This window comes from Citrobacter sp. KTE151, from assembly GCF_000398845.1.
GTDB classification, from domain to species: domain Bacteria; phylum Pseudomonadota; class Gammaproteobacteria; order Enterobacterales; family Enterobacteriaceae; genus Citrobacter; species Citrobacter braakii.
In genome coordinates this window covers 855082-878451 of the sequence record NZ_KB976063.1, presented here as the reverse complement: position 1 = coordinate 878451, position 23370 = coordinate 855082, and the positions used below count along the sequence as shown (strand labels likewise).

Sequence of the window (23370 nt, the reverse complement as noted above, 5' to 3'; positions counted from 1 at the left end):
ACCTGTTTCCGAAAATAAGGTTGATCTTTATTGATGGCAGGGTTACTGTATATCCATACAGTAACTCACAGGGCTGGATTGATTATGTACACTTCAGGTTATGCAAATCGTTCTTCGTCGTTCTCTTCCGCATCGAGCAGCATTGCGCGCGTTTCAGCAGAGAACGCTACCGCTGGGCTTATCAGTGAAGTGGTCTATCGCGAGGACCAGCCCATGATGACGCAGCTCCTGCTGCTTCCCCTGCTGCAACAATTAGGGCAACAATCACGCTGGCAGCTGTGGCTGACGCCTCAGCAAAAATTAAGCCGTGAGTGGGTGCAGTCGGCCGGGCTTCCATTGACCAAAGTCATGCAAATCAGTCAGCTCTCCCCCTGCAATACGCTGGAATCGATGGTTCGTGCGCTGCGCACAGGTAACTACAGCGTCGTCATCGGCTGGTTGACGGAAGAATTAACCGAAGATGAACATGCCGAACTGGTAAAAGCGGCAGATGAAGGTAATGCGATGGGGTTTATCATGCGTCCTGTTCGCGCTCAGTCACTTGCGGGGAGACAGCATTCCGGGCTAAAAATTCACTCGAATTTGTATCATTGAGTAAAATTAGGATTTATCCTGGAATTTTTTTTCATGTTTTAATTTGCCATTGAGCTGTAACGCGTTTTCCGGCTGAAGGCCTGTCTGAAGCGGTTTTCAGGAAATCTTCAGTACATTTATTCATCTATAAATGTTAAATATTGTGTATACAAGCCTTTTTTTTTCATATGCCTGACGGACTTCACACTTGTAAGTTTTCAACTACGTTGTAGACTTTACATCGCCAGGGGTGCTCGGCATAAGCCGCAGATATCGGTAGAGTAACTATTGAACTGGTCCCCGGGTGAAGGATTTAACCGTGTTATCTCTCTTCGGAGATATTCATGGCGAATTTTGGATGATAACGAGGCGCAAAAAATGAAAAAGACAGCTATCGCAATTGCAGTGGCACTGGCTGGTTTCGCTACCGTGGCGCAGGCCGCTCCGAAAGATAACACCTGGTACACTGGTGCTAAACTGGGCTGGTCTCAGTACCATGATATTGGCAACAACCAGATCAACAACTCCGGTCCTACCCACGAAAGCCAACTGGGTGCTGGTGCATTCGGTGGTTACCAGGTTAACCCGTACGTTGGTTTCGAAATGGGTTACGACTGGTTAGGTCGTATGCCGTACAAAGGCGCCACCGATACTACCCACAATAATGGCGCTTTCAAAGCTCAGGGTGTTCAGCTGACCGCTAAACTGGGTTACCCAATCACTGACGATCTGGACGTTTATACCCGTCTGGGTGGTATGGTTTGGCGTGCAGACGCTAAAAACAACGACGGCTTCAAAGACCACGACACTGGTGTTTCCCCAGTATTCGCTGGTGGCGTAGAGTATGCAATTACTCCTGAAATCGCTACCCGTCTGGAGTACCAGTGGACCAACAACATCGGTGACGCGAACACCGTTGGCGGTCGTCCGGATAACGGTCTGTTGAGCGTTGGTGTTTCCTACCGTTTCGGTCAGCAGGAAGAAGCAGCTCCAGTAGTTGTTGCTCCGGCTCCGGCTCCGGAAGTACAGACCAAACACTTCACTCTGAAGTCTGACGTTCTGTTCAACTTCAACAAAGCAACTCTGAAACCAGAAGGCCAGCAGGCTCTGGATCAGATGTACAGCCAGCTGAGCAACCTGGATCCGAAAGACGGTTCCGTAGTGGTTCTGGGCTTCACTGACCGCATCGGTTCTGACGCTTACAACCAGGGTCTGTCCGAGAAACGTGCTCAGTCCGTTGTTGATTACCTGATCTCTAAAGGTATTCCTTCTGACAAAATCTCTGCACGTGGCATGGGCGAATCCAACCCAGTTACTGGCAACACCTGTGACAACGTGAAAGCTCGCGCTGCACTGATCGACTGCCTGGCTCCGGATCGTCGTGTTGAGATCGAAGTTAAAGGTATCAAAGACGTTGTAACTCAGCCTCAGGCTTAAGTTATCGTCTTATAAAAAAACCCCGCTTTGCGGGGTTTTTTTTCACTTTTTATCAATCAAAGCATGCCTGTACACAACACATTTAGCCATTCTGTCGTTATTCTTTTCCCAGCAGCGCCTGTAAATCCTGCTTCAATGTCGACATTTTATTCGCGTACTTCTCTTTATGCTCTGCGTCTTCAATCAGTTGCACAATAGTTTCAGAAAGCGTTTTGCCGCGCCGCTGCGCAAGCCCCGCTAAGCGCTGCCAGACCATAAATTCCAGATCGATAGATTTCTTTCGCGTATGCTGATGCTCCGCGTTAAAGTGCCGCTTACGCCTCGCCCGTATGGTTTGTTTCATACGATTTAACAGCGCAGAGTTCATGTGTTCTTCAATCCAGGTATTGACCCGAACCGGTTCATTTTCGAGGGTTAGCAACAAATCAACGGCTTCTTCGGCAGCGCTGGCCTCTACGTAACGGGTGATTAATTCCCCCTCACGATGCTTCTTCACCAGATACTTCCATTTCCAGCCGCTTTCAAGGTTTTCAAGTTGTTGATATTTCATTGCGATCTCAATGTTACCGTGTAACTCTTATCAGAATATCAGCTTTTTCGGCATCTGAAGAAAAGAATATCCATCCTGTGAACTGTCGCGCGTCATCGCATTCGTTTCACAGCGCTTTCCACGTGTGCAGTGATGATGGTTACGGTATAATCTCGTTTTTTACAACAGACTAAAAAACATCAACTTTGACCATTACGAAACTTGCATGGCGTGATCTGGTTCCTGACACCGATAGTTATCAGGAAGTATTTGCGCAGCCGCACGTCACTGACGACACCGATACCTTACTTAGTGATACTCAGCCACGTTTACAATTTGCGCTGGAGCAGCTTCTTCAGCACTGGACGACGTCTTCGTTCATGCTGGTAAAAGCGCCGGAAGAGCTTGAGTACATCAACCTTATTGCAGAGGCCGCGCGGCCTCTGCACTCGGATGCCGGAAGTCTCACCGGAGGTCATTATGATATCTCCGGTCACACTATCCGCTATCGTGCAGCTGAGACAGCTGAAGACAATTTTGCGACATTAACCCAGGTAGTCTGCGCTGACTGGGTTGAAGCCGAACAACTGTTTGGCTGTCTGCGTCAGTTCAACGGCGAAATTACCCTACAGCCAGGCCTTGTGCATCAGGCCAACGGTGGTGTGCTGGTTATTTCGTTGCGCACGCTACTGGCCCAACCGCTGCTGTGGATGCGCCTGAAAGCCATTGTCAGCCACGAGCGTTTTGACTGGGTAGCTTTTGATGAGTCTCGCCCGCTGCCTGTCTCCGTTCCACCTATGCCGCTTAAACTCAAAGTGGTATTAGTTGGTGAACGTGAATCACTGGCAGACTTCCAGGACATGGAGCCGGAGCTGGCTGAGCAGGCTATTTATAGCGAGTTTGAAGATAATCTGCAGATAGTGGATGCCGAAACCATGACGCAGTGGTGTCAGTGGGTAACACATACCGCTACGCGCAACAATTTGCCCTACCCGGCCCCTGATGCCTGGCAAGTGCTGATCCGTGAAGCCGTTCGTTATACCGGCGAACAGGATACATTGCCGCTTAACCCGCTGTGGATCACCCGGCAGTTCAAAGAAGTGGCCCCGTTATGCGAGGGCGAAACCTGCAACGCTGAGCAGTTCAGCCTGATGCTGACCCAGCGTGAATGGCGGGAAGGTTTCCTCGCCGAACGAATGCAGGATGAGATCCTGCAGGAACAGATCCTGATCGAGACGGAAGGCGAGCGTATTGGCCAAATCAACGCCCTGTCGGTGATTGAATTTCCTGGTCACCCCCGCGCGTTTGGTGAGCCTTCTCGTATCAGCTGTGTGGTTCATATTGGCGACGGCGAATTTACGGATATTGAGCGCAAAGCCGAGCTTGGCGGAAATATTCATGCGAAGGGTATGATGATTATGCAGGCGTTCCTGATGTCGGAACTCCAGCTTGAGCAGCAAATCCCCTTCTCTGCCTCTCTGACCTTTGAGCAATCCTACAGCGAAGTGGACGGCGACAGCGCGTCCATGGCAGAACTTTGCGCATTGATTAGCGCCCTCGCCGACGTTCCTGTTAATCAAAGCATCGCCATTACCGGTTCTGTCGATCAGTTTGGTCGGGCACAACCTGTTGGTGGTCTGAACGAGAAAATTGAAGGCTTCTTCGCCATCTGTCAGCAGCGTGAGCTGACAGGCACACAGGGCGTTATCATTCCTTCAGCGAATGTCAGACACCTGAGCCTGCAGCCTGCTCTGCTACAAGCCGTAGAAGAAGAAAAATTCACTATCTGGGCGGTGGACGACGTGACCGATGCGCTGCCACTGTTATTAAATCTGGTGTGGGATGGTGAAGGCCAGACAACGCTGATGCAAACTATCCAGGAGCGTATTGCTACGGCAACGCAGCAGGAAGGTCGTCACCGTTTTCCCTGGCCGCTACGTTGGCTGAACTGGATTATTCCGAACTGATCGGACTTGTTCAGCGTACACGTGTTAGCTATCCTGCGTGCTTCAATAAAATAAGGCTTACAGAGAACATGGTAGATAAACGCGAATCCTATACAAAAGAAGACCTTCTTGCCTCTGGTCGCGGTGAGCTGTTTGGCGCAAAAGGGCCACAACTGCCTGCACCAAGCATGCTGATGATGGACCGTGTCATCAAGATGACCGAAACCGGCGGCAACTTTGACAAAGGTTATGTTGAAGCTGAACTGGATATCAACCCGGACCTGTGGTTCTTCGGATGCCACTTTATCGGCGATCCGGTGATGCCGGGCTGCCTGGGTCTGGATGCCATGTGGCAGCTGGTTGGATTCTATCTCGGCTGGCTGGGCGGCGAAGGTAAAGGCCGCGCGCTGGGCGTAGGCGAAGTTAAATTCACCGGCCAGGTTCTGCCGACTGCAAAGAAAGTGACTTACCGCATTCACTTCAAACGCATCGTTAATCGTCGCCTGATCATGGGCCTGGCTGATGGTGAAGTGCTGGTTGATGGTCGTCTAATCTATACCGCAAACGATCTGAAAGTGGGTCTGTTCCAGGACACTTCCGCGTTCTAATCCAGGTCAGCGTAGCCGCCAGACATTAACGTTTATTCGTCTTGTCTGGTGGGCAAAAAGGCGAAACCTCCGCTCTGCGGAGGTTTCTTTTATCTAAAGAGACAGAATCAGGCCATTAAAACCCTATCCCCCATGGCTTCTCGCCAGCCTCCCAGCCAGTATGACCTCTGATTCAGCGTCTGATAGGGACACATTTCTTTTGAGCGTCCGGCAATGCCGGCCTGATATCCACGTTGATGTGCCCGTTCCAGGCGATCTCGTTTTTGTCTCTTCATGCCTCGTTTCCCTCATCTTTGGGTCTGGTGGAAAAGAAAACAGTGATTACTAAGTGTGCAATCACACTAAAACGAATACCCCTAAACATCAGGCTCGTCAATGCGCAAAATTCACGCCAGTGTCATATTTGTGAGCTACCCGCAAAATCATTTGTACAAAAATAGTCTGTCAGAACAGCTATCTCCACGGCTAAAAAAATAAAAAAAACCGCCCCGGGCAATGAACCAGGGGCGGCATAATTTACAATTATTTAAGCTTAAGGGATGCGTTTCAGCTCCTGAGCCATTGCCGTCGCTTCCTGGCTCCAGGCGTTGGCCAGAACCTTCACCATCTCATCGTAGCCGTCTTTAGTCTGTACAGCTTCGATGTGGAATGGACGCTTGATCAACTGCCCCTGGTGATTCAGCAGCCATTCACCGCTCACGATGACCTTACCATCGTACCGACCGTGGAAGCCGGTCACGGTAACGTTCAACGTGTCCTGAGTGCTTCCCAGCGGCTGCGAAGCGACAACCCAGCCAGGCAACTGCATACTGAGGTTCGTAACCAGGGTATTGCGCAATTGCTGATCTAATGGGCTGGCCCAGAGATTATTATTCGCTATCACATATTGCACATCGCTGGTCTGGTAAACCACCCCATTACCCGCCAGATAGTCCGGGACCGCAATCTGTTCAACCCACAGCAGACGGTTACCCTGGTTAGCTGAGCTCTGTACGCCCCCTTGCGCGATAGGGAGCTGGTAATAGCTTTTATTTTCTCCGCTGGAGCTGCATGACGTCAGCCAGACCGCCATCATCGCCACTAGCCACTTTTTCATTGTTTCGCCCTCTTCGGCTCTGGATCTTTTTTGTCCTTCGCTTCAAATACCAGCGCATTGCTCTTATCGTTCAACGTTTTCAGTACCGGTTGCAGTTCTCGCAGCACCTGATCAAGACGCTGCATATCCGCCACCATCTTGTTGTAGGCGGCGGAACCCGGCTGGAAGCCCTGCATACTACGGTTCAGTTCGCGCAGCGTGTTCTGCATATCCGCCGGAAGATCCTGCATCGACTGACTGGACGTGATCTTATTCATGTTGTCCAGCGTGGTTTGCAGATGCTTCATCGTACGCTGGCTTTCCGACAATGTATTGGTCGCCTGCTCAATCATCGGGTTCAACGGCAGATTGTTAATCTTATCCAGCGCTTCCATCAGTCGCTGCTGGATCTGCGCCAGACCACCGCTCACGGTCGGAATAATTTGATAACCATTAAATTCGCGCACACCGGTAATCGGCGGTTCTTTCGGGTAGAAGTCGAGATCGACATACAGAGCGCCAGTCACCAGGTTCCCGGTTTTCAGCGATGCCCGTAAGCCGCGTTTAAGCAATTCTGCCAGATGAGCGCCAACATCAGTATCTTCTCCCAGCTGTGCCTTCAGACGTTCTGGTTCGATACGTACCAGCACCGGAATGCGATAATCATTGTTGAAGACCTGACGCATATTCGGTGAGAAGAAAGGTACTTTACTTACCGTACCCAAACGGATGCCACGGAATTCCAGTGGCGCGCCGGGCTGCAGGCCACGAATTGAATCTTTAAAGAACATCAGGTAATCAATATGATCGGTATACAGTGAATCCTGAATACTTTTTTGGTCGTCATAAAGATTAAACGCAGACTGTTGTGCGACCGGTTCGCCTTGTTCCAGCCCTTCTGGCACATCAAAACTTACGCCACCGCCAAACAGCGTGGAGAGAGATCCCATTTCCACGCGCATACCTGCCGAAGTAAGATCCACGGCGATCCCACTGTCCTTCCAGAAACGCACATTGCTGGTCACCAGACGATCGTTAGGCGCATTGATAAATAGCTGATAGCTAATCGTACGCTTTTGCGCATCAAATGTGCTGGTTTCAACCGAACCTACACGATAACCACGGAACAGAACCGGGTCGCCCGGGCTCAACTGACCGGCTTTTTTGCTGTCCAGAATCACACGGATCCCTTTCGCATCTGGCGGCGCCAGCGGCGGTGAATCCAGCAGTTGGTAATTTTCCAGCTTGCTGCCTTTATTGCCAGGCTGCAGTTCAATATAAGCCCCGGACAATAGCGTGCCGAGCCCACTGATACCTTCACGCCCAACCTGCGGCTTCACCACCCAAAAGACAGAATCTTTATGCAGCAGCTTTTCCATTCCGGAGTTAAGACGAGCTTTAATTTCCACATGGGTCAAATCATCAGTCAGGGTTGCGCTCTCGACGATGCCGACATCCACGCTGCGGCTCTTAATCGTCGTTTTGCCCCCTTCAATACCTTCGGCATTGGTGGTAATCAGCGTGACTTGTGGCCCCTGATGACTGTAGTGATAAAACAGGACCCACGCGCCAATGAGGGCAGTGACTATAGGGAATATCCACACGGGCGACCAGTTTTTTACCTTTTGCACTTTGGCTTCCCCACTTTTAGATTCCATGCTGTCAGGACTCCTCATGATCTGGTTCACGGTCCCACGACAGACGGGGATCAAATGTCATCGCAGAAAACATTGTCATAATGACGACTAAAGCAAACATCAAAGCACCCATTGCAGGATAAATGTTCATTAACCCTCCCATGCGCACCAGCGCAGAGAGTACGGCAATTACAAAAACGTCGATCATTGACCAGCGACCGACAAATTCTACAACCTCGTAAATTAAATGCATTCGTTCACTGTCGCGTTTGCCGTGCCCTTTGGCATCCCAACACAGCCAGGCAATGGCGATCATTTTCAACGTCGGCACCATAATACTGGCGATAAAGATAACCGCAGCCACCGGGTAAGAGCCTTCGCTCCAGATTAAAACCACGCCCTCGAGTATCGTTGAAGGCAGCTTTGACCCGAGCAGATCGGTGATCATGATCGGCAGAATATTGGCAGGAAGATAAAGCATGATCGACGTAAACAGTAATGCCAATGTCCATTGCAGACTGTTTTTACGCCGCACATAACCTTTCGTCTGACAGCGTGGGCATACCAGCTCGTCTGCCGGAAGAATAGCGGTGCAGCAGGAACAGGAACGCAACCCTTGTCGGATGCCGGGCACACCAGGCTTTAATTCCTGCTTAATGGCTGGCATAGGGGCAATATCATCCCACAGCCAACGGCGATCCACACACTGGAAAGCCCGCAACTGGAGCATACAAAACATGCACCACGGGATGAAGCTGCTGCCCACGCCGATATCGCCGTAGGCCATCAGCTTAACAAAGCTCACCAGCACGCCCGCGAGGAAAATTTCTGCCATTCCCCAGCTTTTTAACTGAAACAAAATACGCGCCAGCCATGTTTTAAGCCGCTCAGGCATATGAACCCGATTCACCAACAGCAAAATGGTCAACAAGCAAAAAGCGGGAACCAACTGAACGAATAAGATAAAGAAGGTACCGAGGCTGGCGTAATCTTCCGAAAAGAGAACGCTGGGGATTTGCAGCAGCGTCACTTCGCTGCTCACCCCCGCAACATTCATATTCACAAAGGGAAAGAGGTTTGACAAAAGCAGCATAAATAATGCTGCTAACACATAGGCGGTAGGACGCTGCCGTGGCGCGTCCCACTCAACCGTTAACGTAGTGCCACATCGTGGACATGCCGCTTTCTGACCATGCTCAAGGCGAGGTAACGCCACCAGCATGTCACACTGCGAGCACAGAATATGCTTCGCGGCATGGTGATGTTCGCACATATGTGCTCCTTTAAATTATGCGCCGTTCTTCAAAGACTCAAGATACTCCCAGCGCTCAAAGGCTTGCTCAAGTTCTTGTTCAGCTTCGTTCAGATTAGCTAATACCTGTTGCGTTTGCTCATGCGGCTGACTGAAAAAAGCGGCGTCAGCTACCTGAGCTTGTAATGCTTCCAGTTTAGCTTCCAGTTCTTCAAGCAGCGCGGGGAGCAGCTCCAGTTCGCGCTGCAGTTTATAGCTTAGTTTGCTCGTGCTGCGTTTGACAATTTCTGCTTTAGGAGCAACGGTTTCCTCTGTTTTTTTCGCAACTGGCTGTTTAAACGCCACATACTGCGATTGCTGGCTGCGGGCATCATGATAACCGCCGACATAACGACCAATTTTACCGCCGCCTTCGAAGATCCAGCATTCGGTTACGGTATTATCCACAAACTGACGGTCGTGGCTCACCAGCAGCACGGTGCCCTGGTAGCTATCAATCAGCTCTTCAAGCAGTTCCAGCGTTTCGACGTCCAGATCGTTCGTTGGTTCATCGAGAATCAAAAGATTACTGGGTTTGAGAAAAAGACGCGCCAGCAGTAGGCGATTGCGTTCCCCACCAGAGAGCGCACGTACTGGCGTCATCGCCCGTTTCGGATGGAACAGGAAATCCTGGAGGTAGCCCAGCACATGGCGAGGTTTACCGTTAACCAGCACCTCTTGCTTACCCTCAGCAAGGTTGTCCATCACGGTTTTATCCGGATCCAGTTCGGCGCGGTGCTGATCGAAATACGCCACTTCCAGCTTCGTGCCGACGTGAATGCGTCCGCTGTCAGCCTGAAGCTGACCTAACATCAGCTTCAGCAGCGTTGTTTTACCGCAGCCGTTAGGTCCAATTAGCGCAATCTTGTCGCTACGTTGCACCTGCGCGGAGAAATCTTTTACCAGTTGCTTTCCATCAACCTGGTAATCAACATTCTCCATTTCGAAGACAATCTTGCCAGAGCGGCTCGCCTCTTCGACCTGCATCTTCGCCGTGCCCATCACTTCGCGACGTTCGCCACGCTCGCGACGCATGGCTTTCAGCGCCCGCACGCGGCCTTCATTACGGGTACGACGCGCTTTGATGCCCTGACGGATCCAGACTTCTTCCTGCGCCAGCTTGCGATCAAATTCCGCATTTTGGAGATCTTCCACCCGCAGCGCTTCTTCTTTATCCAGCAGATACTGATCGTAGTTCCCCGGATAGGTCACCAGCTTGCCGCGGTCGAGATCGACAATACGCGTCGCCATATTGCGAATAAATGAACGGTCGTGGGAAATGAAAATAATTGTCCCATTGAAGGATTTCAGGAACCCTTCCAGCCAGTCGATAGTTTCAATATCCAGGTGGTTAGTTGGTTCATCCAGCAGCAGTACGCGCGGGTTGCTCACTAACGCGCGGCCCAGCGCCGCCTTACGCAGCCAGCCGCCCGAAAGCGAAGAAAGCGCGGCGTTAGGATCCAGTCCCAGTTGCGCCAGCACTTCATTAATGCGGCTTTCGAGCTGCCACAGATTATGGTGATCGAGCATTTCCTGAACCCGCGCCATTTCATTCAGGTTTCTGTCGCTGGGATCGGTCATCACCAGGCGCGAAATATCGTGATAACGCTTCAGATATTCAGCCTGTTCCTCAATACCTTCGGCAACGAAGTCATAGACGCTGCCCTCAACATTACGCGGCGGATCCTGCTGCAGACGCGCCACAACCAGGTCCTGCTCATAAATAATACGCCCGTCGTCAAGACCCTGTTCACGGTTGAGGATCTTCATCAGCGTCGACTTACCTGCGCCATTACGGCCAACCAGACAGACGCGTTCGTTATCTTCGATATGCAGTTCTGCATTATCAAGAAGCGGCGCATCGCTGAACGACAGCCATGCACCATGCATACTGATCAATGACATTTATTTATCCTTTCAGGCTGCGGTAATCAGCCAGCAATTGTGGATCTGACGGTTACGGGCAAAGTCCTGGGAAAGCGTTTTTTGGGTGATTTCTTGTGCTTTTAATCCCAGTTCAGCCAGACCGTCGAGATCCATACGGAACCCACGCTTGTTGTTGGAGAACATGATCGTACCGTCTTTACGCAGCAGACGTTTCAGATCTTTCATCAGCGCCAGATGATCGCGCTGTACATCAAACGAGTCTTCCATACGTTTTGAGTTAGAGAACGTCGGCGGATCGATGAAAATCAGATCAAACTGTTCATTGGCATCGCGCAGCCAGCCCAGGCAATCGGCCTGAATTAAACGGTGAGCGCGACCACTCAGGCCGTTCAGGCGCAGGTTACGCTCAGCCCACTCCAGGTAGGTACGCGACATATCAACCGTCGTGGTGCTACGCGCACCGCCCAGCCCGGCATGAACGCTGGCACTGCCGGTGTAGGAGAACAGGTTAAGGAAATCCTTACCTTTACTCATCTGGCCCAGCATGCGGCGCGCAATACGGTGATCGAGGAACAAACCGGTATCAAGATAGTCTGTCAAGTTGACCCACAGGCGCGCGTTGTACTCGCTTACCTCAATGAATTCACCCTTCTCATTCATCTTCTGATACTGGTTCTTCCCTTTCTGCCGCTCACGAGTTTTCAGCACCAGTTTATTTGGCGCGATTTCCAGGACCGACAACGTTGCGGCAATGATATCGAACAGGCGTTGACGTGCTTTTTGTGCATCGACCGTCTTCGGCGGAGCGTATTCCTGAACCACGACCCACTCACCGTAACGGTCCACTGCAACGTTGTATTCCGGCAGGTCAGCATCATACAGGCGATAGCATTCAATTCCTTCCTGACGCGCCCATTTTTCCAGCTTCTTGATATTCTTGCGCAGGCGGTTGGCATAATCTTCCGCGACCGTGGCTGGCTTGCTGTCCGCAGTGGTCTCTGCAACGTGATAGTTTTTCTGTACGCAATCCAGCGGACCGTTTTTCGCTTTGAACTGCTTATCAGCACGCAATTGCAGGCTGCTGAGCAAATCCGGAGAGGCGCTGAACAGCGACAAATTCCAGCCGCCAAACTGGTTTTTCATCGTACGGCCCAGCAAGCTATGCAGGGCAATCAGCGCCGGTTCGCTATCCAGACGTTCGCCGTAGGGCGGGTTACTGATCACCGTACCATACGGTCCCTTCGGCAGTGGATTACTCAGTTTGGCGACATCTTTAACGTCAAATGTCATCAGATCGGCAATACCTGCGCGGCGGGCGTTACTACGCGCTTTTTCAATCACGCGCGCATCGCTGTCGGAGCCATAGAAGTGCGAAGTATAGTCAGCAAGCCCCTTACGCGCACGCACCTGAGCTTCGGCTTTAACCTCTTGCCAGACGGCTTCATCGTGCTGTGCCCAACCGCTAAAGCCCCAGTACCCGCGGTGCAGGCCCGGCGCGCGATCGGTTGCCCACATCGCCGCTTCAATCAGCAGCGTGCCGGAGCCGCACATCGGATCGAGTAACGGTGTGCCCGGCTGCCAGCCAGAACGCATAACAATAGCGGCGGCCAGCGTCTCTTTAATCGGCGCCTGACCCGCGCGATCGCGATAACCGCGCTGATGCAAACCGTCACCGCTCAGATCAAGTGCAATGCTGGCGGTATCTTTGTTCAACCAGACGTTGATACGCAGATCCGGAGATTCACGATCCACATTAGGACGCGGCAGATTTTTGCGGGTAAAGGCATCGACAATCGCATCCTTGACCTTCAACGCGCCGTACTGACTGTTACGAATGGTCTCGTTCAGGCCGCTAAAATGGACGGCAAACGTAGCACCAGGATTAAATATCTCTGTCCAGTCAATTGCCTGAACGCCGAGGTACAGATCAAGATCGCTGTAGACCTTGCACTCTCCCATCGGCAGGATAATGCGCGAGGCCAGGCGGCTCCACATCAGGCTCTGGTAAACAAGCCGCGTGTCGCCCTTAAAATGGACCCCACCCTGAACGACCTGACACTCCAGCGCGCCGAGGTTTTCCAGTTCAGTTTTTAACAGCTCTTCCAGCCCGCGGGCCGTACTGGCAAACAGAGAATTCATAATGTCACTTTTACTCCTAGAAAATTGCTGCGCATTATAGCTAATATGGGCTGTATGTCATAAAGTTGAAGGCTTATTTTCGTTCAAGGGGCTGTGCAGTGGTAACGTTGACCCGACTTTTTATTCATCCGGTTAAATCAATGCGTGGAATTGGACTCACGCACGCCCTGGCAGACGTGAGCGGTCTCGCCTTGGATCGTATATTTATGATTACCGAACCCGACGGGACGTTCATTACCGCCCGACAGTTCCCGCAAATGGTCCGCTTTACCCCTTCCCCTTTCCACGATGGACTTCATCTCACGGCTCCAGACGGCAGCAGCGCGCTCGTGCGATTCGCAGACTTCGCTACCCAGGATTCGCCAACAGAGGTGTGGGGAAACCATTTTACCGCGCGTACTGCCCCAGCGGCTATCAACCTGTGGCTGAGCGGCTTTTTCTCCCGTGACGTGCAGTTGCGCTGGGTGGGTCCGCAACTGACACGCCGGGTGAAGCGCCACGCTGATGTTCCTTTGTCCTTCGCCGATGGTTATCCCTACCTGTTGGCCAACGAAGCATCTCTGCGTGATGTGCAACAGCGCTGTCCGGCAAGCGTCAAAATGGAACAGTTTCGCCCCAATCTGGTGGTTTCGGGGGCTGACGCATGGGCAGAAGACACCTGGAAAGTGATTCGCATTGGCGACGTCATTTTTGATGTGGCAAAACCCTGTAGCCGCTGCATTTTCACTACCGTTAGCCCAGAAAAAGGCCAGAAACATCCGTCTGGCGAGCCGCTCGCCACGCTGCAAACCTTCCGGACAGCGGTGGATAACGGCGACGTTGATTTCGGCCAGAATCTTATCGCACGCAACAGTGGCGTTATTCGCGTCGGCGATGAGGTAGAGATTTTGGCAACCGGTCCCGCCAGAGCTTACGGTGCGGCGGAGCCAGATGATACCGCACTGGAACAACAACCCGATGCCACGGTACTTATTGACTGGCAGGGACAGACCTTTCGCGGAAATAATCAGCAGGTATTGCTTGAACAGCTGGAAAACCAGGGTATCAGGGTGCCCTATTCATGCCGGGCAGGAATTTGCGGATGCTGTCGAATTCGACTGTTGGAAGGCGAAGTTAGTCCGCTGAAAAAATCAGCGATTGGGGATGACGGGACGATTCTGTGCTGCAGTTGCGTTCCCAAAACGACAATCAGGCTGGAGAGCTAAACCGCCTGTTCAAGGCTGAAACTGTCGGCAATAACCTGCGGTTTCAGTCGGTCATTCATTATTTTAATCGCGTCGCCAAGCTGCATTGTGCGCCCGGCAATAACCACACCAGGTTGTGCAAGCAGACAAAGCGCGGCATTTTCACCCGGTTCAACCACTAACAGGTTTACCTGTTCATCCGTATCGCTTAAATCCACACAAGCAGCATCCCCCACGACTGGCGACCAGTTAATACCGTGTGCGACAAAGTGCCAGCTTTTTGGCATTTGCGGTTTAAGGTAACGAATCGCCACCAGCGCATTAAGCACCAGTTCCGCCTTTTGCTCTTTGGCTAAATCCAGGTAGCGACATTTTTCTTCAAAAGAAAAATAAAGCGCGGCGTCATCAACACAAAAACCCGACGGAGAAAATGCATCCGGAGTGAGCATTTTACGAGCAAAACGCGAACGGAATAACATGCCATTGGCTAAATCGAGCATCATACGATCGTGCTCTTCATCATAATACCAGCGCCAGTTATCGTCGGGTTTAATTCGCATCAGTTTCTCTCCTTTCCTTAATCATCACCATTACGACAGTATCCTTTTGCCGCTTCGTTTATTGCCTTAATAATAAAAGCTCAGAATGTTTAAATAAGCAACAGTAAAGGAATATAAAACAACCAGGGCCAGAAATAAAGCCCTGGATTGTGATTAAGGTAGCATTCAGATATTGGTGACGATTTCTTTAATCAACGGTGGGCCTTTAAAAATAAAGCCCGAATAAATCTGTACCAGAGAAGCACCGGCAGCTATTTTCTCACGCGCGGCGATTACTGAGTCGATACCACCAACCCCAATAATCGGCAGCTGACCTTTTAATTCCTGAGACAACTGGCGAATAATTTCTGTACTTTTTAATTGTAACGGTCGACCGCTGAGGCCGCCCATTTGATCGCAATTTTTCATTCCCTGAACGAGAGAACGATCGAGAGTGGTGTTAGTCGCAATTACGCCATCAATATTATGACGAACTAAACTGTCAGCAACCTGGATCAGTTCTTCCACAGAAAGATCCGGTGCGATCTTAACCGCCACTGGAACATATTTATGGTGGATCGCTTGCAGATCATTTTGCTTATTTTTAATTGCCGTCAGAAGATCATCCAGCGCCTCACCATATTGCAGCGTACGTAATCCCGGCGTATTCGGTGAAGAGATATTAATCGCGATATAACCAGCATAAGCATAGACTTTTTCCATACAAATCAGATAGTCATCTTTGCCGTTCTCTACCGGAGTATCTTTATTCTTACCAATATTAATCCCCAGAATACCGTCAAAATGCGATTTTTTGACGTTCTCAACCAGGTTATCAACCCCCAGGTTATTAAACCCCATGCGGTTGATCAAACCTTCTGCATCGACCAGACGAAACAGACGTGGTTTATCATTACCCGGCTGAGGACGCGGCGTCACGGTACCAATCTCAATGGAACCAAATCCCATCGCGCCGAGCGCATCAATGCACTCCCCGTCTTTATCCAGTCCGGCAGCAAGCCCGAGTGGATTTTTAAACGTCAGCCCCATACAGGTAACCGGTTTTGCGGGTACTTTCTGGCGGACAAGCGCTTCGAGCGGCGTGCCGGTAATGCGACGTAATTGCTGGAATGTCAATTCATGAGCGCGCTCTGGATCGAGCTGGAAAAGGGCTTTACGAACGAAGGGGTAGTACATGAACTCTCCTGGATTCCCGGTGTGCAAACCGGGGGCGTATTATGTGCGATCGCGAGCAAAAAGGGAATTGACCTGCGGCAATAAATAGCAATCGTTTTCCTGCTTCCTCCTTTTTATTCATTTTTCAACTTTTCTATCCCATATAAATCATTTCGATAAACAAAGTCTCTCTGCCAGACTGCACAAATTGTTATCAATGTTAATCAAAAGCAAACAATTGGTTATAAGGGGAGAATAACATTATGCGCGTCATTACTCTGGCGGGAAGCCCACGCTTTCCCTCTCGCTCCAGCGCGTTGCTGGAATATGCCCGAGAAAAATTGAACGGCCAGGATGTCGAAGTCTTTCACTGGAACCTGCACAACTTTGCCCCGGAAGACCTGATCTATGCCCGTTTTGACAGTCCGGCGCTGAAGACATTTATCGAACAACTACAGGATGCTGACGGGCTGATTGTCGCAACGCCGGTCTACAAAGCCGCTTACTCTGGCGCACTGAAAACGCTGCTCGATCTGCTCCCCGAGCGGGCGCTGGAAGGAAAAGTGGTTTTGCCGCTGGCGACCGGCGGCAGCGTGGCGCATTTACTGGCCGTCGATTACGCGCTGAAACCGGTGCTGAGCGCGTTAAAGGCTCAGGAGATCCTGCACGGCGTGTTTGCCGATGATTCACAGGTCATCGACTATCAGCATAAACCGCAGTTTACGCCCAACCTGCAGCAGCGCCTGGACAGTGCGCTCGACACTTTCTGGCTGGCGTTGCATCGTCGCGATCTCCAACTCCCGCAACTGAACGCCCTGCGAGGTGCCGCCCATGCTTAATCTGCTCAAGCGTCACACCCCATGGCTGGCATTAACCGGGCTGCTGTCACTGTCATCCTTGGTGCATGCCGCAGAATCGGCTCCGGATGCCCTGCGCATTGGGTATCAGAAAGGAAGCGTCAGCATGGTGCTGGCAAAAAGTCATCAGCTACTGGAGAAACGCTACCCACAGACCAAAATCTCGTGGATTGAGTTCCCGGCTGGACCACAAATGTTGGAAGCACTCAATATCGGCAGTATCGATCTCGGCAGTACCGGTGACATTCCGCCAATTTTCGCCCAGGCCGCCGGAGCCGATCTGGTTTATGTGGGCGTCGAACCACCCAAACCGAAAGCCGAAGTGATTCTGGTGCCGAAAAATAGCCCGATCCAGAGCGTTGCGCAGCTCAAAGGGCATAAAGTCGCCTTCCAGAAAGGTTCCAGCGCCCACAATTTACTGCTCCGGGCGCTGCAACAGGCAGGGTTGAAATTTACCGATATTCAACCGACTTACCTGACCCCCGCCGATGCGCGAGCGGCCTTCCAGCAAGGAAACGTCGATGCGTGGGCTATCTGGGATCCTTACTATTCGGCCGCATTACTGCAAGGTGATGTACGCGTGCTGAAAGACGGCTCAGACCTCAAGCAGACCGGTTCGTTTTATCTCGCTGCACGTCCTTATGCCGAAAAAAATAGCACTTTTGTTCTTGGCGTGCTGGATACCTTTAGCCAGGCGGATGCGTTAACTCTCAGCCAACGCCAGCAAAGTATTACTCTGCTGGCTAAAACCATGGGCCTGCCCGAACCGGTAATTGCGTCTTATCTGGATCATCGTCCGCCAACCACCATTACGCCCGTCAGCGCCTCTGTTGCCGCCCTACAACAACAAACCGCGGATCTGTTTTATGACAACCGTCTGGTGCCGAAAAAAATCGATATTCGCCAGCGTATCTGGCAACCCAATCAGCAGGCAGGAGAAAAATTATGAGTCTGAACATGTTCTGGTTTTTACCCACCCACGGTGACGGTCATTATCTGGGGACGGAAGAAGGTTCGCGCCCGGTCGATCACGGTTATTTGCAACAAATTGCGCAAACAGCCGATCGTCTGGGATTTACTGGCGTTCTGATCCCAACCGGTCGCTCCTGTGAAGATGCCTGGCTGGTCGCCGCGTCGATGATCCCGGTCACCCAGCGATTAAAGTTTCTGGTCGCGCTTCGTCCAAGCGTAACCTCGCCGACGGTCGCCGCCCGCCAGGCCGCGACGCTCGACAGACTCTCTAACGGCCGGGCGTTATTCAACCTGGTAACCGGCAGCGATCCACAAGAGCTAGCGGGTGACGGCGTGTTCCTTGATCACACCGAGCGCTATGAAGCCTCTGCTGAATTCACTCAGGTCTGGCGGCGTTTGCTGCAAGGTGAAACCGTGGATTTCAACGGCAAACACATTCATGTCCGCGGCGCGAAACTGTTTTTCCCTCCTGTACAACAACTCCGGCCACCGCTTTATTTCGGCGGTTCGTCTGATGTTGCACAAGATCTTGCTGCCGAGCAGGTTGATCTCTATCTGACCTGGGGCGAGCCGCCTGAACAGGTGAAAGAGAAGATTGAACAGGTGCGGGCCAAAGCGGCGGCGCTCGGGCGCAAGATCCGCTTTGGTATTCGTCTGCATGTGATCGTCCGGGAGACAACGCAAGAGGCGTGGCAGGCAGCGGATCGTCTGATAGCCCATCTGGATGACGACACCATTGCCAAAGCCCAGGCCGCCTTCTCAAGAACGGATTCGGTTGGTCAGCAGCGAATGGCTGCACTGCACAACGGTAAACGCGACAAACTAGAAATCAGCCCGAACTTGTGGGCAGGAGTAGGACTGGTGCGCGGTGGCGCGGGTACCGCGCTGGTCGGAGATGGTCCGACGGTCGCGGCGCGTATCAACGAGTATGCCGCACTGGGAATCGACAGTTTTGTGTTGTCCGGGTATCCACATCTGGAAGAGGCATACAAGGTTGGCGAGCTGCTGTTCCCACATCTGGATGTCGCTATACCAGAAATTCCACAGCCGCAGCGCCAGCATCAACAAGGTGAAGCGGTGGCAAACGAATTTATCCCACGCAAAATCGCGCAAAGCTAAGGAGCCTGCTGATGGCAACGCCGAAAAACAGGTGGTTACTGCGCCTCGCGCCCTGGTTTTTACCGGTTGGGTTGGTCGCGCTCTGGCAGCTCGCATCATCAATGGGCTGGTTGTCCACCCGCATCCTGCCCTCTCCGGAGGGCGTTGTCGAAGCCTTCTGGACGCTTTCCGCCAGCGGCGAGCTTTGGCAGCATCTGGCGATCAGCTCCTGGCGCGCGCTGGTAGGCTTCTCCATCGGCGGATCGATTGGCCTGACGCTGGGACTGATTAGCGGTCTTTCGCGGTGGGGAGAACGCCTGCTGGATACTTCGGTGCAGATGCTGCGTAACGTGCCGCATCTGGCGCTGATCCCACTGGTGATTTTGTGGTTCGGCATTGATGAATCCGCCAAGATCTTTCTCGTCGCGCTGGGCACGCTTTTTCCGATTTACATCAACACCTGGCATGGGATCCGCAATATCGATCGCGGTCTGGTAGAGATGGCTCGCAGCTATGGGCTGTCTGGTTTTTCACTATTTATTCATGTGATCCTCCCCGGCGCCCTGCCCTCGATTATGGTTGGCGTGCGTTTTGCTCTCGGGCTGATGTGGTTGACGCTTATTGTCGCGGAAACCATTTCAGCCAATGCCGGCATTGGTTACCTGGCAATGAACGCCCGCGAATTTCTGCAAACCGATGTGGTCGTGGTGGCCATTATTCTCTACGCCCTGCTCGGCAAACTTGCCGACGTCAGCGCCCAATGGCTGGAGCGGATCTGGCTGCGCTGGAACCCGGCTTACCATGTAAAGGAGGCTTCCGTATGAATACCGCTCGCCTGAACCAAGGCACGCCGCTTTTACTGAGTGCCGTGACGAAACAATACGCCGCCAATACGGTGCTCAATCAGTTAGATTTGCACATTCAGGCCGGACAGTTCGTTGCCGTGGTTGGCCGCAGCGGAGGAGGTAAAAGCACTCTGCTGCGTCTGCTGGCTGGGCTGGAGTCTCCCACCTCAGGTGCATTACTTGCCGGAACCACCCCGCTGGCAGAAATTCAGGAGGATACGCGAATGATGTTTCAGGATGCGCGTCTGCTGCCCTGGAAGACGGTTATCGATAATGTGGGTCTGGGTCTGAAAGGTCACTGGCGCGATGCGGCCCGGGACGCGCTGGCCGCAGTTGGGCTGGAGAATCGTGCTCAGGAATGGCCTGCTGCCCTGTCCGGTGGACAAAAACAGCGCGTGGCCCTGGCGCGGGCATTAATTCATCGTCCCGGTCTGCTGCTGCTGGATGAACCCCTCGGTGCGCTGGATGCCTTAACCCGCCTTGAAATGCAGGAGCTGATTGTCTCTTTATGGCAAGAGCACGGCTTTACCGTACTGCTGGTCACCCATGACGTCAGTGAAGCGGTGGCAATGGCCGATCGCGTGTTGCTTATTGAAGATGGAAAAATCGGACTGGATTTAACGGTGGATATTGCGCGACCACGCCGGATTGGTTCGGTGCGTCTGGCAGAGCTGGAAGCAGAAGTGTTGAACCGGGTAATGCAGCGTAGCGAAACGGAACAGCCGATCCGCCGGCATGGATAAGCATTCAGAAAAATCAGGCCCAGTAAGCGCAAGCGCCACCGGGCCTTTTGCCGGATAGCGGCGTTACCGCCTAATCCGGCTTACAAAACGACAGGTCAACGTTTCAGGCTAACGCTTTGGTTACCTTCTCGAACAGATCGCCGGAGAGATTCTCCAGACCTTTCAGCTGCTCCAGCGCCGCGCGCATCTGCGTCTGACGTTTTGCATCATACCGTTTTAAGCGAATCAGCGGCTCAATCAGACGTGACGCCACCTGCGGGTTACGGCTATTGAGTTCAGTCAGCATGTCGACCAGGAACTGATAGCCGCTGCCATCTTCCGCATGGAATGCCGCCGGGTTGCTGCCCGCAAAGGCGCCAATCAGAGATCGGATTCGGTTCGGGTTACTCATACTGAAGGAACGGTGCTTCAGTAAGCCACGTACCGTTTCCAGCACGTTTCTCGCCGGGCTGGTGGATTGCAGGATAAACCATTTGTCCATCACCAGACCGTCATGATGCCACTTATCGTCATACTCCTGCATTAGCGTGTCGCGGCAAGGCAGTTGCGCCGCGACTGCCGCGGACAGCGCCGCCAGCGCATCGGTCATATTGTTTGCTTCACGGTACTGCTTGCTGACCAGCGTGTCGGCCAGATGGGTTTCACCAAAGGCCAGGAAACGCAGGCAGGCATTACGTAGCGTACGCTTGCCAATATCGGCATGCTCAACGCGGTACTCATCAAGATGATTAGCGTTATAGATGGCGAGGAATTCATCCGCCAGTTCGGCCGCCAGCGTGCGAGTTAACGCTTCACGTACTTCCGTTATCGCCACCGGATCGATGATGTCGAACAGTTCAGCAATTTCATTCACCGAAGGCAGCGTCAGAATCTCTGCCGCCAGTGCCGGATCGATTTTCTCATCCAGCAAAATCGCCCGGAATGCATCGGCCACGTGTACCGGCAGCGACAGCGGCTGTCCCTGCTGATGGCGGGCTACGTTGAGCTTAATATAGGTCGCCAGCAAGCTTTGCGCCGCGTCCCAACGAGAGAAATCGTTACGCGCATGACGCATCAGGAAAGTCAGTTGCTGATCGCTCCATTTGTATTCCAGTTTTACCGGTGCGGAGAATTCGCACAGCAGTGCCGGAACCGGCTGGAAGTAGACATTATCAAAGACAAACGTCTGCTCAGCCTGGGTGACATTGAGTACGGAATTCACCGGGTGCCCGCCTTTTTGCAGCGGGATCACTTTCCCTTCGTTGTCATACAACTCGAGGGCGAAAGGAATATGCAGCGGCTGTTTTTCGGCCTGATCCGGCGTGGCCGGCGTGCGCTGGCTGATAGTCAGCGTGTACTGCTCAGTGGATGGATTGTAGTCATCACGCACGGTCAGAATCGGCGTACCGGACTGACTGTACCAGCGGCGGAAATGCGATAGATCGACGTTGGACGCATCTTCCATCGCCTGCACGAAATCATCACAGGTTGCAGCGCTGCCGTCATGACGCTCAAAGTACAACTGCATCCCTTTCTGGAAGTTAGCCTCACCGAGCAGGGTGTGGATCATACGAATAACTTCAGCGCCCTTTTCGTACACGGTCAGGGTATAGAAGTTGTTCATTTCAATGACCATATCCGGACGGATAGGATGCGCCATTGGGCTGGCATCTTCGGCAAACTGCAGGCCGCGCATGGTGCGCACATTGCTGATCCGGTTTACCGCGCGTGAGCCGAGATCGGAACTGAACTCCTGATCGCGGAACACGGTTAATCCCTCTTTCAGGCTCAACTGGAACCAGTCGCGACAGGTCACGCGGTTGCCGGTCCAGTTGTGGAAATATTCGTGACCGATGACGCGCTCAATATCGAGGTAGTCTTTGTCGGTGGCGGTATCGGTACGTGCCAGCACATATTTGGAGTTAAAGATGTTCAGACCTTTATTCTCCATCGCCCCCATGTTGAAGAAATCGACCGCGACAATCATATAAATGTCGAGGTCATATTCGAGGCCAAAGCGCTCTTCATCCCATTTCATGGAGTTTTTCAGTGAGGTCATCGCCCACGGCGCGCGGTCCAGGTTGCCGCGATCGACGTACAGTTCCAGCGCCACTTCACGCCCGGAACGGGTGGTAAAGGTGTCGCGCAGGACGTCGAAATCACCGGCTACCAGCGCAAACAGATAACACGGTTTCGGGAACGGATCCTGCCACTGTACCCAGTGACGACCATTTTCCAGTTCCCCCTGCGCCACACGGTTACCGTTGGAGAGCAGGAACGGATATTGGGTTTTATCGGCGATAATTTTGGTGGTAAAACGCGCCAGGACATCCGGCCTGTCGAGATACCAGGTAATATGGCGGAACCCTTCCGCTTCACACTGGGTGCACAGCGCGTCGCCGGACTTGTACAGTCCTTCCAGCGCGGTATTGGCCGCCGGGCTAATTTCATTCACGATACGCAGCGTAAAACGTTCCGGCAGTTGACTGATGACCAGAGCGCCCTCTTCTTCTTTATACTCTGCCCACGGCTCGTCGTTCACGTGGATCGACACCAGGGTCAGATCTTCGCCATTCAGGCGCAGGGGCGCATCGGACGCGCCATGACGGACAGCCTGGCTCACGGCGGTGACCACGGTTTTTTCAGCATCCAGGTCAAAGGTCAAGTCAATATCAGTAATCTGGTAATCCGGCGCACGATAGTCGTGACGGTATTTGGCTTGTGGCTGTTGTGTCATAAAAAACCTTTAGCATCTTTGGTAGAGTCTCGGCTTCAGTCTATTCCTGTTGCGTAAATCGCGCTACGCAGAATGTTCATCTTTTCAGGCACAAACACCCTTTTTGCTACATTTTTAT

At 52.5% G+C, this 23370-nt stretch carries 20 protein-coding genes; 10 read left to right on the top strand and 10 right to left on the bottom strand.

The annotated features are described in order from the left end of the window. Positions 1-84: 84 nt before the first annotated feature. Together sulA and ompA are read left to right on the top strand one after the other, a co-directional pair. Complete coding sequence (sulA, locus tag WC7_RS0124400) at positions 85-594, top strand: SOS-induced cell division inhibitor SulA (protein WP_019076414.1); 510 nt, start codon at positions 85-87, stop codon at positions 592-594. Between the two features lie 357 nt (positions 595-951). Further along, positions 952-2010, top strand: a complete 1059-nt coding sequence (gene ompA / locus WC7_RS17295; RefSeq protein WP_016152481.1) for a porin OmpA — start codon at positions 952-954, stop codon at positions 2008-2010. A gap of 97 nt (positions 2011-2107) precedes the next feature. Here the strand turns inward: ompA and matP are convergent, their stop codons facing one another. Beyond that, positions 2108-2560 carry a macrodomain Ter protein MatP gene (matP, locus tag WC7_RS17300; protein ID WP_016152480.1) on the bottom strand — a complete coding sequence of 151 codons (453 nt, stop codon included), beginning with the start codon at positions 2558-2560 and terminating at the stop codon, positions 2108-2110. A 185-nt stretch (positions 2561-2745) separates the two neighbouring features. Here matP and WC7_RS17305 point away from each other — a divergent pair, with 185 nt between their 5' ends. Next, a complete protein-coding gene (locus WC7_RS17305; RefSeq protein WP_016152479.1) occupies positions 2746-4506 on the top strand; it encodes an AAA family ATPase in 1761 nt (586 codons plus the stop codon). A gap of 68 nt (positions 4507-4574) precedes the next feature. After that, positions 4575-5093 carry a bifunctional 3-hydroxydecanoyl-ACP dehydratase/trans-2-decenoyl-ACP isomerase gene (fabA, locus tag WC7_RS17310; RefSeq protein WP_003035875.1) on the top strand — a complete coding sequence of 173 codons (519 nt, stop codon included), beginning with the start codon at positions 4575-4577 and terminating at the stop codon, positions 5091-5093. A 107-nt stretch (positions 5094-5200) separates the two neighbouring features. Here fabA and rmf read toward each other — a convergent pair whose 3' ends face one another. The 6 genes from rmf to rlmKL all read right to left on the bottom strand — a co-directional run bounded on the left by rmf (position 5201) and on the right by rlmKL (position 13122). Next, complete coding sequence (rmf, locus tag WC7_RS25265) at positions 5201-5368, bottom strand: ribosome modulation factor (RefSeq protein ID WP_003035871.1); 168 nt, start codon at positions 5366-5368, stop codon at positions 5201-5203. 257 nt (positions 5369-5625) lie between these two features. Then, positions 5626-6189, bottom strand: a complete 564-nt coding sequence (pqiC, locus tag WC7_RS17315; RefSeq protein ID WP_016152478.1) for a membrane integrity-associated transporter subunit PqiC — start codon at positions 6187-6189, stop codon at positions 5626-5628. After that, a complete protein-coding gene (gene pqiB, locus WC7_RS17320) occupies positions 6186-7826 on the bottom strand; it encodes an intermembrane transport protein PqiB (RefSeq protein WP_003836843.1) in 1641 nt (546 codons plus the stop codon). The genes pqiC and pqiB overlap by 4 nt, the downstream gene beginning before the upstream one ends. Before the next feature lie 4 nt (positions 7827-7830). After that, on the bottom strand, positions 7831-9078 hold the full coding sequence (pqiA, locus tag WC7_RS17325) for a membrane integrity-associated transporter subunit PqiA (protein ID WP_016152477.1): 1248 nt from the start codon (positions 9076-9078) through the stop codon (positions 7831-7833). 15 nt (positions 9079-9093) lie between these two features. Further along, complete coding sequence (locus WC7_RS17330; RefSeq protein WP_016152476.1) at positions 9094-11001, bottom strand: ABC transporter ATP-binding protein; 1908 nt, start codon at positions 10999-11001, stop codon at positions 9094-9096. Positions 11002-11013: 12 nt separating this feature from the next. Further along, positions 11014-13122: a bifunctional 23S rRNA (guanine(2069)-N(7))-methyltransferase RlmK/23S rRNA (guanine(2445)-N(2))-methyltransferase RlmL gene (gene rlmKL, locus WC7_RS17335; RefSeq protein ID WP_016152475.1), complete on the bottom strand. Its 2109-nt coding sequence runs from the start codon at positions 13120-13122 to the stop codon at positions 11014-11016. Positions 13123-13220: 98 nt separating this feature from the next. Here rlmKL and WC7_RS17340 point away from each other — a divergent pair, with 98 nt between their 5' ends. Next, entirely contained in the window at positions 13221-14327 is a 1107-nt protein-coding gene (locus WC7_RS17340) for a YcbX family protein (protein WP_016152474.1), read from the top strand. Here WC7_RS17340 and zapC read toward each other — a convergent pair. Together zapC and pyrD are read right to left on the bottom strand one after the other, a co-directional pair. Beyond that, entirely contained in the window at positions 14324-14866 is a 543-nt protein-coding gene (zapC, locus tag WC7_RS17345) for a cell division protein ZapC (RefSeq protein WP_016152473.1), read from the bottom strand. The genes WC7_RS17340 and zapC overlap by 4 nt on opposite strands. A 165-nt stretch (positions 14867-15031) precedes the next feature. After that, positions 15032-16042: a quinone-dependent dihydroorotate dehydrogenase gene (gene pyrD / locus WC7_RS17350; RefSeq protein WP_016152472.1), complete on the bottom strand. Its 1011-nt coding sequence runs from the start codon at positions 16040-16042 to the stop codon at positions 15032-15034. Positions 16043-16284: 242 nt separating this feature from the next. On the opposite strand from pyrD, the gene ssuE reads away from it, so the two are divergent. Genes ssuE through ssuB form a run of 5 tightly spaced genes read left to right on the top strand, consistent with a single transcriptional unit; the run spans position 16285 to position 20536 of the window. Beyond that, positions 16285-16860: an NADPH-dependent FMN reductase gene (gene ssuE / locus WC7_RS17355; RefSeq protein ID WP_016152471.1), complete on the top strand. Its 576-nt coding sequence runs from the start codon at positions 16285-16287 to the stop codon at positions 16858-16860. After that, on the top strand, positions 16853-17827 hold the full coding sequence (locus WC7_RS17360; RefSeq protein ID WP_016152470.1) for a sulfonate ABC transporter substrate-binding protein: 975 nt from the start codon (positions 16853-16855) through the stop codon (positions 17825-17827). Before ssuE ends, WC7_RS17360 begins: the two co-directional genes overlap by 8 nt. Beyond that, positions 17824-18969 (top strand): FMNH2-dependent alkanesulfonate monooxygenase, encoded by a 1146-nt coding sequence (ssuD, locus tag WC7_RS17365; RefSeq protein ID WP_016152469.1) that lies wholly within the window; start codon positions 17824-17826, stop codon positions 18967-18969. The genes WC7_RS17360 and ssuD overlap by 4 nt, the downstream gene beginning before the upstream one ends. Positions 18970-18980: 11 nt before the next feature. Next, positions 18981-19772, top strand: a complete 792-nt coding sequence (gene ssuC, locus WC7_RS17370) for an aliphatic sulfonate ABC transporter permease SsuC (RefSeq protein WP_016152468.1) — start codon at positions 18981-18983, stop codon at positions 19770-19772. Next, positions 19769-20536 carry an aliphatic sulfonates ABC transporter ATP-binding protein gene (ssuB, locus tag WC7_RS17375; RefSeq protein WP_016152467.1) on the top strand — a complete coding sequence of 256 codons (768 nt, stop codon included), beginning with the start codon at positions 19769-19771 and terminating at the stop codon, positions 20534-20536. The genes ssuC and ssuB overlap by 4 nt, the downstream gene beginning before the upstream one ends. A gap of 103 nt (positions 20537-20639) precedes the next feature. Here the strand turns inward: ssuB and pepN are convergent, their stop codons facing one another. Further along, on the bottom strand, positions 20640-23252 hold the full coding sequence (pepN, locus tag WC7_RS17380) for an aminopeptidase N (RefSeq protein ID WP_016152466.1): 2613 nt from the start codon (positions 23250-23252) through the stop codon (positions 20640-20642). Positions 23253-23370: the final 118 nt, after the last annotated feature.